Source organism: Streptococcus sp. 1449 (assembly GCF_013276805.1).
Lineage (GTDB): Bacteria > Bacillota > Bacilli > Lactobacillales > Streptococcaceae > Streptococcus > Streptococcus pseudopneumoniae.
Genome location: NZ_VMLS01000008.1, coordinates 1 through 12,446, shown reverse-complemented (window position 1 = coordinate 12,446; position 12,446 = coordinate 1). Strand labels below are relative to the sequence as shown.

At 38.9% G+C, this 12,446-nt stretch carries 13 protein-coding genes; 4 read left to right on the top strand and 9 right to left on the bottom strand.

Annotated features, from left to right (window positions below; genetic code table 11):
- Nucleotides 1–126: 126 nt before the first annotated feature.
- Both ptsP and HT687_RS02090 read right to left on the bottom strand, forming a co-directional pair.
- Entirely contained in the window at nucleotides 127–1,860 is a 1,734-nt protein-coding gene (gene ptsP / locus HT687_RS02095; RefSeq protein WP_138701190.1) for a phosphoenolpyruvate--protein phosphotransferase, read from the bottom strand.
- 5 nt (nucleotides 1,861–1,865) lie between these two features.
- The gene (locus HT687_RS02090) at nucleotides 1,866–2,129 is read right to left on the bottom strand and encodes a phosphocarrier protein HPr (RefSeq protein WP_000146947.1); all 264 of its coding nucleotides are present in this window, start codon (nucleotides 2,127–2,129) and stop codon (nucleotides 1,866–1,868) included.
- 350 nt (nucleotides 2,130–2,479) lie between these two features.
- Here HT687_RS02090 and nrdH point away from each other — a divergent pair, with 350 nt between their 5' ends.
- The 3 genes from nrdH (at nucleotide 2,480) to nrdF (ending at nucleotide 6,089) form a co-directional block, all read left to right on the top strand.
- Nucleotides 2,480–2,698: a glutaredoxin-like protein NrdH gene (gene nrdH, locus HT687_RS02085; RefSeq protein WP_172924064.1), complete on the top strand. Its 219-nt coding sequence runs from the start codon at nucleotides 2,480–2,482 to the stop codon at nucleotides 2,696–2,698.
- 80 nt (nucleotides 2,699–2,778) lie between these two features.
- Nucleotides 2,779–4,938 carry a class 1b ribonucleoside-diphosphate reductase subunit alpha gene (nrdE, locus tag HT687_RS02080; protein WP_172924063.1) on the top strand — a complete coding sequence of 720 codons (2,160 nt, stop codon included), beginning with the start codon at nucleotides 2,779–2,781 and terminating at the stop codon, nucleotides 4,936–4,938.
- A gap of 188 nt (nucleotides 4,939–5,126) precedes the next feature.
- On the top strand, nucleotides 5,127–6,089 hold the full coding sequence (gene nrdF, locus HT687_RS02075) for a class 1b ribonucleoside-diphosphate reductase subunit beta (protein ID WP_023939068.1): 963 nt from the start codon (nucleotides 5,127–5,129) through the stop codon (nucleotides 6,087–6,089).
- Here nrdF and HT687_RS02070 read toward each other — a convergent pair.
- A complete protein-coding gene (locus HT687_RS02070; protein WP_023933379.1) occupies nucleotides 6,086–6,232 on the bottom strand; it encodes a hypothetical protein in 147 nt (48 codons plus the stop codon). The two genes, nrdF and HT687_RS02070, sit on opposite strands and share 4 nt — an antisense overlap.
- Before the next feature lie 190 nt (nucleotides 6,233–6,422).
- Between HT687_RS02070 and HT687_RS02065 the strand changes: the two genes are divergently transcribed.
- On the top strand, nucleotides 6,423–7,184 hold the full coding sequence (locus tag HT687_RS02065; RefSeq protein WP_000917603.1) for a DeoR/GlpR family DNA-binding transcription regulator: 762 nt from the start codon (nucleotides 6,423–6,425) through the stop codon (nucleotides 7,182–7,184).
- Here HT687_RS02065 and HT687_RS02060 read toward each other — a convergent pair.
- The 6 genes from HT687_RS02060 to HT687_RS02035 form a co-directional block, all read right to left on the bottom strand.
- Nucleotides 7,174–7,341, bottom strand: coding sequence for a hypothetical protein (locus tag HT687_RS02060; RefSeq protein WP_023941218.1), 168 nt, complete (start codon nucleotides 7,339–7,341; stop codon nucleotides 7,174–7,176). The genes HT687_RS02065 and HT687_RS02060 overlap by 11 nt on opposite strands.
- Before the next feature lie 125 nt (nucleotides 7,342–7,466).
- Nucleotides 7,467–7,724 carry a DUF3884 family protein gene (locus tag HT687_RS02055; RefSeq protein WP_078706198.1) on the bottom strand — a complete coding sequence of 86 codons (258 nt, stop codon included), beginning with the start codon at nucleotides 7,722–7,724 and terminating at the stop codon, nucleotides 7,467–7,469.
- Nucleotides 7,725–7,766: 42 nt separating this feature from the next.
- Nucleotides 7,767–9,173: a 6-phospho-beta-galactosidase gene (gene lacG, locus HT687_RS02050; RefSeq protein ID WP_172924062.1), complete on the bottom strand. Its 1,407-nt coding sequence runs from the start codon at nucleotides 9,171–9,173 to the stop codon at nucleotides 7,767–7,769.
- 170 nt (nucleotides 9,174–9,343) lie between these two features.
- Nucleotides 9,344–11,035: a lactose-specific PTS transporter subunit EIIC gene (locus HT687_RS02045; protein ID WP_172922415.1), complete on the bottom strand. Its 1,692-nt coding sequence runs from the start codon at nucleotides 11,033–11,035 to the stop codon at nucleotides 9,344–9,346.
- Nucleotides 11,035–11,352 carry a PTS lactose/cellobiose transporter subunit IIA gene (locus tag HT687_RS02040; RefSeq protein WP_172922416.1) on the bottom strand — a complete coding sequence of 106 codons (318 nt, stop codon included), beginning with the start codon at nucleotides 11,350–11,352 and terminating at the stop codon, nucleotides 11,035–11,037. Before HT687_RS02040 ends, HT687_RS02045 begins: the two co-directional genes overlap by 1 nt.
- Nucleotides 11,353–11,386: 34 nt before the next feature.
- Nucleotides 11,387–12,223: a transcription antiterminator gene (locus HT687_RS02035; protein WP_172924061.1), complete on the bottom strand. Its 837-nt coding sequence runs from the start codon at nucleotides 12,221–12,223 to the stop codon at nucleotides 11,387–11,389.
- Nucleotides 12,224–12,446: the final 223 nt, after the last annotated feature.

The window sequence follows — 12,446 nt, the reverse complement described above, 5'->3', positions numbered from 1 at the left end:
GTCAGTGAGCATATCTACGTTAAGGCGACGCTGACGTGGTTTGAAGAGATTTTGAAAGAGTATTAGACCATACTTTTCCAAAATGCGCCCAAAAAACCTTGCAACTAGGTTACAAGGTTAATCACATTAATCAAAATTAACGTATTCTTTTTGAAGTTCAAGAACTTCTTCCATTGTTGAGCATTCTGTAAGGGCACGGTTTGCGTACTCTTCCATCTTAGCTGTGTCGAGTTTCTTCATCAAGCTGCGTGTACGAAGTACAGATGTTGCTGACATAGAGAACTCATCCAAGCCCATTCCCACAAGCAGTGGAACAGCTGTTTGGTCACCAGCCATCTCACCACACATACCAGCCCATTTACCTTCAGCGTGAGCTGCCTTGATAACGTTGTTAATCAAGCGAAGGATTGATGGGTTATATGGTTGGTAAAGGTATGAAACTTGTTCGTTCATACGGTCTGCCGCCATTGTGTATTGGATCAAGTCATTTGTACCAATTGAGAAGAAGTCAACTTCTTTTGCAAATTGGTCTGCAAGCATAGCTGCTGCAGGAATTTCAATCATGATACCAACTTGGATGTCATCCGCAACTGCAACTCCTTCAGCAAGAAGATTTGTTTTTTCTTCTTCATAAACTGCTTTAGCTGCACGGAATTCTTTCAAGAGGGCAACCATTGGGAACATGATACGCAATTGACCATGAACAGAAGCACGAAGAAGGGCACGGATTTGTGTACGGAACATTGCATCTCCAGTTTCAGAAATAGAGATACGAAGGGCACGGAATCCAAGGAATGGGTTCATTTCGTGTGGCATATCGAAGTAAGGAAGTTCCTTATCTCCACCAATATCCATTGTACGAACAACCACTGGTTTACCATTCATTCCCTCAAGAACAGCCTTATACGCTTCATACTGCTCATCTTCTGTTGGGAAGTCTTGAGAATCCATGTACAAGAACTCTGTACGGTAAAGTCCAACAGCCTCTGCACCGTTGTTGTTAACACCTTCAACGTCTTTTGGAGTACCGATGTTAGCAGCCAACTCGAAGTGTTTACCGTCAGCAGTCACTGTTTGAGCATCTTTCAAAAGTGCCCATTCAGCTTTTTGTTTAGCATAAACTTCACCAGCTGCTTTAAATTCTGCCGCTTGTTCATCTGTTGGGTTGATAATCACTTCACCAGTAATTCCGTTAACGGCAAGGATATCACCGTCTTTGACGATTTCAGTGATGTTATTTGTTCCCAATACAGCTGCAATTTCAAGTGTACGTGCCATGATAGCTGAGTGGCTTGTACGTCCACCGATGTTTGTTACAAAAGCTTTTACAAAGTTTTTGTCCAATTGAGCTGTATCAGATGGTGTTAAGTCATGTGCAATCACGATTACTTCTTCATTGATAGAAGCTGGGTTTGGCAATTTCTTACCAAGAAGGTTTGCCAATACACGTTTTGTCACGTCGCGGATATCCGCTGCACGTTCTTGCATGTATGGGTTGTCTTCCATGCCTTCAAAGATAGTGATGAACATATCAGTCACTTCTTTAAGACCTGCTTCTGCATTGACTTTCTTAGCACGAATTGTTTCTTTAATCTGACCAATCAATTCTGGGTCAGAAAGAACCATCAAATGAGCGTCAAAAACTTGAGCCGCTTCTTCACCAAGCGTACCTACAGCTTTCTCGCGGATAAGAGAAAGCTCGTTTTGAGAAGCTTCAAGAGCAACATCCAAACGAGCCTCTTCTGCGTTTGTATCTTCGACTGAAACAGTCTCGAATGACAAATCCGGTTGAACGAGTAGATATGCTTTTGCAACTGCAACACCGTCAGATGCTGCGATTCCTTTAAGCATTTCTGTCATTTCCCTTATGCCAATCCTTCTTTTTCCATTGTTTCTGAGATTGCAGCGATGGCGTCATCTGCATCTGCACCTTCAGCTGAGATAGTTACGTCAGCACCTTGGCCAACACCAAGACTCATAACACCCATAATTGATTTAAGGTTCACTGATTTACCTTTGTATTCAAGAGTGATATCTGAAGCAAATTTGCTAGCAGTTTGCACCAACAATGTTGCTGGACGTGCGTGAATACCTGTTTCTGCCACTACGTGGAAATCTTTAGAAGCCATAGTTTGACTCTCCTTTTGTTCTTTCTTTTTTTGAGTTATATGTGATAACCCTTACAGTTTGGTATTATACCATCTTCTAGGATTTTTTTCAAGCATTTTCTGTATTTTCCTTCAATTTCCTTTCAGATAACTTGCTGAAAATCTTCTATCCTAGATAACAAAACACAGGATATAGTTTCTTCAAAAACAATTTATAGGATAATTATTGCTGTTTTATAAAACAAACACTACATATTGTGTTTTGTGAGCTTTACTAGAAAAACAGACCACTATATTTAGTTCAAATCATTGACAAAATTTTATTTTCTGATATACTAGGATAGTATTAAATTTTGAAGAGGAGTTACACAATGGTAACCGTTTATTCTAAAAACAACTGTGTCCAATGTAAGATGACCAAACGTTTCTTGGACAGTAATAATGTCTCTTATCATGAAATCAATCTTGATGAGCAACCTGAGTACATCGATCAAGTTAAAGAGCTCGGTTTTAGCGCAGCTCCTGTTATCCAAACACCAACTGAAGTCTTTTCAGGTTTCCAACCAGGAAAACTGAAACAATTAGCATAATCTTAGTACATCATCCAGAAGAAACTGCTTTTAGGGCTAACTTAGAAGCCTTTCTTTTGTAATTAGATAAGGGAAATTTTATGGGATTAAAACATCTTGAAGACGTGACTTACTTCCGTCTTAATAACGAAATTAACCGTCCTGTTAATGGACAAATCATGCTTCATAAAGATAAGGAAGCCTTGGATGCTTTCTTTAACGAAAATGTCGTTCCAAACACTATGGTTTTTGATTCAATCAAAGACAAAATCAATTACCTCATTGAACACAACTACATCGAAACAGCCTTTATCAAGAAATACCGTCCAGAGTTCTTGGAAGAATTGGCTCAATTTATCAAAGACCAAAACTTCCAATTCAAGTCATTCATGGCAGCTTATAAATTTTACAATCAATATGCCTTAAAGACTAATGACGGTGAATACTATCTTGAAAATATGGAAGACCGTGTCTTCTTCAACGCCCTTTATTTCGCTGATGGGAATGAAGCTGTTGCAATCGATATTGCCAATGAAATCATCCACCAACGCTACCAACCTGCTACTCCTTCCTTCTTGAATGCTGGACGTGCTCGTCGTGGGGAGTTGGTATCTTGTTTCCTAATCCAAGTGACGGATGATATGAACTCTATCGGACGTTCTATCAACTCAGCTCTTCAACTTTCACGTATTGGTGGTGGTGTGGGAATTACCCTCAGCAACCTTCGTGAAGCTGGTGCACCTATCAAAGGCTATGAAGGAGCTGCTTCAGGTGTCGTTCCTGTTATGAAGCTTTTTGAAGACAGCTTCTCTTACTCCAACCAATTGGGGCAACGTCAAGGTGCCGGTGTTGTCTACCTCAACGTCTTTCACCCAGATATCATCGCTTTCCTTTCAACTAAGAAAGAAAACGCTGATGAAAAAGTACGTGTCAAGACTCTATCACTTGGTGTTGTAGTACCTGATAAATTCTACGAATTGGCTCGTAAAAATGAAGAAATGTACCTCTTCAGCCCTTACTCTGTAGAAAAAGAATACGGTGTGCCATTCAATTACATCGACATTACTGAAAAATACGATGAATTGGTCGCAAATCCAAATATTCGCAAGACAAAAATCAAGGCGCGGGATTTGGAAACTGAAATCTCTAAATTGCAACAAGAGTCTGGCTATCCTTATGTAGTCAACATCGATACGGCTAACCGTGCAAATCCTGTTGATGGAAAGATTATCATGAGTAACTTGTGTTCTGAGATTCTTCAAGTTCAAGAACCAAGCTTGATCAACGATGCTCAAGAATTCCTTCAAATGGGAACAGATGTTTCATGTAACCTGGGTTCAACCAACGTGGTTAACATGATGACTTCACCTGATTTTGGTCGTTCTATCCGTGCTATGGTTCGTGCCCTTACTTTCGTTACAGATAGTTCACATATCGTAGCTGTACCAACGATTGACCATGGAAATAGCCAAGTCCACACCTTTGGTCTCGGTGCCATGGGACTGCACAGCTACCTTGCCCAACAACTCATTGAATATGGTTCACCTGAGTCTGTTGAATTTACAAGCATCTACTTTATGCTTATGAACTACTGGACTTTGGTTGAGTCAAACAATATCGCGCGTGAACGTGGTATCACCTTCCACAATTTTGAAAAATCAGACTATGCTAAGGGAAGCTACTTCGACAAGTATATTACAGGCGAGTTTGTTCCAACATCAGACCGTGTTAAAGAACTCTTCAAAGATGTCTTTATCCCAAGTGCTGCTGACTGGGCTGAACTTCGCGACAAGGTTCAAGCAGATGGTCTTTACCACCAAAACCGCCTTGCTGTAGCACCAAATGGTTCTATCAGCTATATCAACGACGTTTCTGCTTCTATCCACCCGATTACGCAACGTATCGAAGAACGCCAAGAGAAGAAAATTGGTAAAATCTACTACCCTGCTGCTGGCTTGTCTACAGAAACCATTCCTTACTACACTTCTGCCTACGATATGGATATGCGTAAAGTCATCGATGTTTACGCTGCTGCGACTGAACACGTGGATCAAGGACTTTCACTCACCCTCTTCATGCGTAGTGACATTCCAAAAGGCCTTTACGAATGGAAGAGGGAAAATAAACAAACGACACGTGACTTGTCCATCCTTCGTAACTATGCCTTTAACAAGGGAATCAAGTCTATCTACTACGTCCGTACCTTTACAGATGACGGTGGAGAAGTCGGCGCCAACCAATGTGAAAGCTGTGTGATTTAGTTTCTAGCATAGAAACATTATTTTTCCCCTAAGCAGCACTGATAAAATCAAATCTACTAGGTCATAACATAATTTATGTAACATTTTAAAAGTCGGGCTTCCGACTTTTTGTGCGATACTCCTATAGAATTATGGTAAAGTAGAAATAATTGTGAGTTCGCAATACTAAACACAGAAAGAGATTTTAAATGGAAACTTACTACAAAGCCATTAACTGGAATGCCATCGAAGATGTCATCGACAAATCAACTTGGGAAAAACTGACGGAGCAATTTTGGCTCGATACACGTATTCCCTTATCAAACGACTTGGATGACTGGAGAAAGCTATCTAACAAAGAGAAAGACTTGGTCGGAAAAGTTTTTGGTGGTTTAACCCTTCTTGACACTATGCAATCTGAAACTGGGGTTGAAGCCCTTCGCGCAGACATCCGTACACCACATGAGGAAGCTGTTTTCAATAACATCCAATTTATGGAATCTGTCCACGCTAAATCTTACTCATCAATCTTTTCTACCTTAAATACTAAGGCTGAGATTGAAGAAATTTTCGAATGGACCAATACCAATCCTTACCTACAAAAGAAGGCTGAGATTGTCAACGAAATCTACCTAAACGGCAGCCCACTTGAAAAGAAAGTTGCCAGCGTCTTCCTCGAAACCTTCCTCTTCTACTCTGGTTTCTTCACTCCCCTCTACTATCTCGGTAACAACAAACTAGCCAACGTTGCAGAAATCATTAAATTGATTATTCGTGACGAGTCTGTTCACGGAACCTACATTGGTTACAAATTCCAACTTGGTTTCAATGAATTGCCTGAAGAAGAGCAAGAAAAACTCAAAGAATGGATGTACGACCTACTCTATACTCTTTATGAAAATGAAGAAGGCTACACAGAGAGTCTTTATGACGGTGTTGGTTGGACTGAAGAGGTTAAAACCTTCCTTCGCTACAATGCCAATAAAGCTCTCATGAACATGGGACAAGATCCACTTTTCCCAGATTCAGCTGAAGATGTCAACCCAATCGTTATGAACGGTATTTCAACAGGAACTTCCAACCATGACTTCTTCTCTCAAGTCGGAAATGGTTACCTTCTTGGCGAAGTTGAAGCCATGCAAGATGATGACTACAACTACGGTTTGGACTAATACTCTTCGAAAATCTCTTCAAACCACGTCAGCTTCGCCTTGCCGTAGATATGCTCACTGACTTCGTCAGTCTTATCTACAACCTCAAAACTGTGTTTTGAGCAACCTACGGCTAGCTTCCTAGTTTGCTCTTTGATTTTCATTGAGTATAATTCTCCACCACTCTTAACCATCAAAAAGTAAACTAGAAACAACAAAATAATAACTTAATAAAAATATCGAAAGTTTTGAAAATAAACCTCGATATTTTTGTTTTTGTTTTATTTTGTTGTTTTTGTATTTGAATGATGAGCTAGTTTATGGTAAGATAGTAGTAGGAAACGAGGTGATAATATGCTCAAACAAGAAAAATTAACCAAAATTTTAGAGATAGTAAATAGTAAAGGAACCATAACGGTTAAACAGATTATGGATGAAATAGCCGTTTCAGATATGACTGCAAGGCGCTATTTACAGGAATTAGCTGATAAAGATTTGCTGATTCGTGTGCATGGTGGAGCTGAAAAACTTCGAACCAACTCCCTTTTGACTAATGAGCGATCAAATATTGAAAAACAAGCCCTCCAAACGGCAGAAAAACAAGAAATAGCCCGTTTTGCAGGCAGTCTAGTAGAAGAAAGAGAAACTATTTTCATTGGACCAGGAACAACATTAGAATTTTTTGCACGTGAGTTGCCTATTGACAATATCCGCGTCGTGACCAACAGTCTACCTGTTTTTCTGATTTTAAGCGAACGAAAATTAACAGATTTGATTTTGATAGGTGGAAATTATCGCGATATTACAGGTGCTTTTGTTGGCACATTGACCCTACAAAATCTCTCTAATCTCCAATTTTCTAAAGCTTTCGTTAGCTGTAATGGTATTCAAAACGGAGCTCTAGCTACTTTTAGCGAGGAAGAGGGGGAGGCTCAACGCATCGCTTTAAATAATTCTAATAAAAAATATTTACTCGCAGATCATAGTAAGTTCAATAAGTTTGATTTTTATACTTTTTATAATGTATCAAATCTTGATACTATTGTTTCAGATTCTAAACTAAGTGATTCAATCCTTTTTGAGCTATCTAAACTTACTAAAGTCATCAAGCCTTAATCAACTGAAAGATTCTGGGTAACAACTCAATTTCAGAAGTAAATCTTCCCACAATAAAACGCATAGTATCAAGGTTTTCAACACCTGATATTATGCGTTTTTCTGTATCAAAGACTTTTTGCCCAATTGCTTTATCTGCAACCTCAAAGCTATGCATTGAGAAATCTGCGACTCGCTTCCTAGTTTAAAGTTGCTCTTTGATTTTCATTGAGTATAAGCAACGTGATTAGATAAGAGTTTTGCAGAGTACTAGATATAAGATTTAACTTTTTTGGAAATTGGTTAAGATTGTTGAAACGGCATAAAATCTGAATCAAAGGAGATAGTATCCCATTCTTCAGGATTGATAAAATTTAAAAACAAATTTTTAAATTCTTCTAGCTCATAGTCTGAATGGCAAATCCATTCTTTACCGGTCGAGACATACCATTTCCCAAGGCTTTTCAGTTCTTCATTCGTCAAACACGGTATTTGAGAGCATTTATCAAAATTGATAATATAAACTTTTTCATAAATAGATTGGATAAAATCTTTGAACATCTTTTTGCCTCACTAAAATTCTATATCTAATGACTCATTCTACTACTCAATCACTTGAGTTTCCGCTAGTTTCTTGTACCAATGAGCTGATTTCTTAGGATAACGTTCTTGCGTTTCAAAGTCTACATAAAAGAGACCGTAACGTTTTTCATAACCGTTTGACCATGAGAAGACATCCATTAATGACCAAATGAAGTAACCTTTTACATTAGCTCCATCTGCAATCGCATCAGACAATACCTCCAAGTGTTGTTTGACATAATCAATACGTCCATCATCGTAAACAGTGTTATCAACGAACTCATCTTTATAACCAAGACCATTTTCAGTGATGTAAATCTTCTTGTAGTTCGGATAATCTTTCTTCACACGCATGATTTGGTCATACAAACCTTGAGGGTAGATAATCCAATCCCAATCCGTGCGTGGTACATAGTCAGGAGCTACACGACGACCAACACCTTTGATTTGGTATTTAGAGCTTCCTTTCTCACCCTTACCATTATGGATAATTTCAGTTTCTCCATCAAAGGCTTCCATCCAGTCACTCATATAGTAATTGATTCCAAGGAAGTCGTTCAAGTCTTTTGCTGCTTCTAATGCTGTAAAATCTTCTTCACGAAGATCCAAGCTACCACCATTGACTGATAAGATATGGTTAACACCTTTCATCGTTTCAGCTGAATAGCGGCCTAGATAAGTTGCATCCAAGATAAATTTATTGTGAATAATATCTTCCAACTCTGCTGCACGAACATCTGCTGGATTTTTAGGATTCAAAGGATACTTAGTTGGTAGAGCGTGAACAACACCAATTTCACCTTTATAACCTTTATCTTTATATAGCTTAACTGCACGCGCATGAGAAACCATCATATTGTGGTGCGATTGGAAAACTTTGACAAGGTCGTACTGAATACCTGGAGGGAATTTCCCAACCAAGTATTGACCATCACCAATTGGCCCAATTTCATTAAAGGTTGTCCAATAGTTTACTTCTGGAAATTCTTCAAAACAGAAAGCTGCGTAGTCTACAAAGTGTTCAATATTTTCACGGTTTAAGAAGTCTCCATTTGAGTGGAGAGCTTCTGGCGTGTCAAAGTGATGAAGAGTTACAAAGGGCTCAACATGACGTTTGTGACACTCTGCAAATAAATTATGATAAAACTCAACACCTTTCTGATTTACTTGACCATAACCAGTCGGGAAAATACGTGACCAAGCAATAGAAATTCGAATGCCATTGACACCATACTCTTCTGCCAACTTGAGATCAACTGGATATCGATTGTAAAAATCACTGGCTGGTTCGGCAGTGTACCAGTAGTTATCTTCAAGATACTTATCCCAAGCAACTGGTCCTTTTCCATCAGTATGCGTAGCGCCTTCTGCTTGATAGGCAGCTGTTGCGCCACCGAAAATAAAGTCTTTTGGTAATGTTTTTGTCATTTTTTTCACCTATTTCATGATTTAAATAAAGTAAAAGTGAGAGGAGAGGAGTCAGTGAGCCATCCTTCTCCATCTCACTTCTTGTACCAAGTCACCGAATTAACAAGGTGATTAGGAAATTCGCCATAGCGATTTCCGTAACGATAGGAGACTTTTCAGAGTCCCTATCGTTAATCGAATTGCGCTTGTACGAATGCAAGAGCACCTTTTCCATCACGGGTTAATTTGATGTATTGAGCGCCTTCTGTCTTGGCAAGTTTAATACCGAGCTTATCTGTTTCTTCTTTCATGTCTTCAAAGTTTGAAGCAACTTGAGGGGCAAGGATAACCAAATCAAACTCTGGCAACATTTCACGGTGAGCACCATAGCCGCCTGCTGCTGCTTTCACAGGGACATTGTATTCTGCTGCTGCCTTATTCAAAGCATTTGCAAGGAGACCACTTGTTCCTCCACCAGCACAGAGAACGAGGACATTTGTTTCTTCAGTGATGGTATTTTGTGCTGCATCTACACCCGCTTTCTCAAGAATAGCATCTGCTTTTGCAGTGTTGAAGTTTGCAGCAACTTTTTCTTTCAATTCATCATTAGACTTACCTGAACGTTCTTCTTCAAGAATTTGTTCATCATAGACTTTAAGGAATGGATAGTAAATGACAACGTCAACCACGATTAGAAGGGCAGCAAGAATGAATGATAGAACTTGGAAGTTAGTACCAAGAACTAGACCTAGTGGAGCTGGAGTTGTCCATGGTAGATTAGCAGTAAATGAGTTCATTCCAAGAGTTTCAATAAAGAATTTGAAAATCCAAACGTTTGCGATTGGAGCAAAGATAAATGGAATGAAGAAGATTGGGTTCAATACAAGCGGTGCACCAAACAAGATTGGTTCGTTGACACCAAAGAAGGTTGGAACAACAGACGCACGTCCGATTGCACGGTTACGTTTTGATTTTGTTAACCACATAAACATGAATGGAACAACCAGTGTCGCACCAGTACCACCCATGGTAACGATAAACATTTGTGTACCAGAAGTAAGAATCTTGTCAGCGTGCATACCTTGTTGGAGAAGGTTCAAGTTGACTTCGGCATTTGCATAGGTAATAGCTGCGATAGCAGGTTCAACGATAGATGGACCATGGATCCCAACAAACCAGAAGAAGGCAAAGGCACCAAAGATAATGGTAATACCTAGATAGCCATCAGCTGCAGAGAAGAGTGGTGCAAAGAATTTACCGATTGATTCAGCTACGCTTGCACCAACAAAATGACGAGCTAGTAAATCAAGAGCATAAAGTGAAACAACTGAGAGAGTGAATGGAATCACATCTTTAAAGACTTGTGAGATATTAGGTGGAACTTCGTCAGGCATACGAATGGTAACGTTGTTCTTAACACAAACCTTATAGATGGCTACGGTAACAAAGGCAGCAAGGAAGGCTGAAAGCAAACCTTTTGTCCCCAAGAATCCAGTAGCTAGACCATTTTCGATAGGATCAGCTGCCAACATCAACAAACCAACAATTGCTGCTAACAATGTTGACATATAGTTGATTTGATTGGTTTTCTCCATGCTTCGATTGACTGAGTCGGTCAATGACTTAGCTGTTGTACCAGCTACCAAGAGAGCTAGAATCCCCATTGAATAGCTATAAGGTTTCATGAGGAGATTAACAACATCATCAGACCATTTAAAGCCCCATGAGTTGGGTACAAAAGCAATCAAGATAAAAATACTTGAGAAGAGAATAACAGGCATACCTGCAATGAAACCATCACGAATAGCACGAAGATAGATATTACGAGATAATTTCTCGAAGAAAGGCTTTCCTTTCTCGATAAAGGCGATTAACTTATTCATTATTTAACTCCTCTCTTATAAAGTTCGATTAAGTGGTGCATCAAATCTTTTAACAAGATAGTTGTCATCAAGTGGTCTTGGCCATGCATCATGGTTACACTATACGCTAAGTCCTCACCTGAAGCCTCCTTAGTTAATAGACTTGTTTGCGCGTGGTGAGCCTCTGAAATGCAAGAACTAGCTTCCTCGACTAAGCTATCTGCTTTTGTAAAATCACCAGCTTCAGCAGCCTTTAATGCTTCCAATAGTTTTGAACGAGCATCGCCAGCATAGGCTACGATTTCAAAACCTAACAATGTTACTTCTTCTCTATTCATGATAGAATTCTCCTTATATAATTTTAAATAATTTTTATGATAATAAACGTTGGATATGTAGAACTAGATAAACTCGTTCACTTTTATACAAATCAAGACCCGTATGTTGCGTAATCACATCATAGATCTTGGAACCAATCTCGAAGGCTTTTGGATAGGATTGTTTAATATGATCTTCCATATCCAGAAGTGATTGGTTATCATCTCTAGATCTGTCTAAATAATCCAAGAAATAATTCAAATGAATCATAAAACGATCATAGAAATGGGTATTCTCTTTGGTTCGCTGAATTGCATAGTCCCTTAGGACTTTTTCAACATTCCTGAGAATTTCTTTCCTCTTATCAATCGACTCAACCACTTGGACTTCATTCTCACCTTCGGCATTGATGAAATGATAAGCAATCCGAATAATTTCATCCTCAGGAAAATGATCTGCTAACTTCTGACGGTAAATTTCAAAAGCTTCGTTTGCGATTTGAAAAGCGACAGGATACTTGGCAGAAATATCTGGCAGATTACTATCCTTGTACCTTCCTTGTGCTAGAGCTTGGTAAGAACAATAAATATGATCTGTCAAGGTTACGTAGAGATACTCTTGAATCGGATAATGATATTTCTTGAAAAGCTTATCAATGATTTCATAGGTCACTGTGATAAAATCAAGCGGAACATCTTTGAGGAGAGCCATAAAATTTTCCCTGGATTCTTCGGTCTTCATCCGAAAGATTTTCTCAACCTGATGTTCAGCAATCAAATCTCCCTTCTTCTTTCCGAATGCAATCCCCTTACCAATCACAATCACTTCTTCTCCTTTATCATTTCTGACAAGCGAGACATTGTGATTCATTGGATTTAGAATTCGATACATGTCAACCTCCTTTTATATTTTAAAGGTATATGAGTACAAAAAATGACCACAAATGAACTAGAAAATCAGCCGATTTCTAATTCACCTGTGATCATGCCTAATATTACTTAGTAACACTCACCTTGTATTAACTTGTGATTTAAGTATAGCACAAGTAAGTTATTTTGTAAACCTTTACATGTAACTTTTTTTAAAATTTTTTTAGACTCGGGACTTTGACAGT

Coding starts and splice junctions, on each gene's coding strand:
- HT687_RS02040 (WP_172922416.1), bottom strand. CDS start 11,352: ATGAATAGAGAAGAAGTAACATTGTTAGGTTTTGAAATCGTAGCCTAT.
- HT687_RS02065 (WP_000917603.1), top strand. CDS start 6,423: ATGCTCAAACAAGAAAAATTAACCAAAATTTTAGAGATAGTAAATAGT.
- HT687_RS02060 (WP_023941218.1), bottom strand. CDS start 7,341: ATGCATAGCTTTGAGGTTGCAGATAAAGCAATTGGGCAAAAAGTCTTT.
- HT687_RS02070 (WP_023933379.1), bottom strand. CDS start 6,232: ATGAAAATCAAAGAGCAAACTAGGAAGCTAGCCGTAGGTTGCTCAAAA.
- ptsP (WP_138701190.1), bottom strand. CDS start 1,860: ATGACAGAAATGCTTAAAGGAATCGCAGCATCTGACGGTGTTGCAGTT.
- HT687_RS02045 (WP_172922415.1), bottom strand. CDS start 11,035: ATGAATAAGTTAATCGCCTTTATCGAGAAAGGAAAGCCTTTCTTCGAG.
- nrdE (WP_172924063.1), top strand. CDS start 2,779: ATGGGATTAAAACATCTTGAAGACGTGACTTACTTCCGTCTTAATAAC.
- HT687_RS02035 (WP_172924061.1), bottom strand. CDS start 12,223: ATGTATCGAATTCTAAATCCAATGAATCACAATGTCTCGCTTGTCAGA.
- nrdF (WP_023939068.1), top strand. CDS start 5,127: ATGGAAACTTACTACAAAGCCATTAACTGGAATGCCATCGAAGATGTC.
- nrdH (WP_172924064.1), top strand. CDS start 2,480: ATGGTAACCGTTTATTCTAAAAACAACTGTGTCCAATGTAAGATGACC.
- HT687_RS02090 (WP_000146947.1), bottom strand. CDS start 2,129: ATGGCTTCTAAAGATTTCCACGTAGTGGCAGAAACAGGTATTCACGCA.
- lacG (WP_172924062.1), bottom strand. CDS start 9,173: ATGACAAAAACATTACCAAAAGACTTTATTTTCGGTGGCGCAACAGCT.
- HT687_RS02055 (WP_078706198.1), bottom strand. CDS start 7,724: ATGTTCAAAGATTTTATCCAATCTATTTATGAAAAAGTTTATATTATC.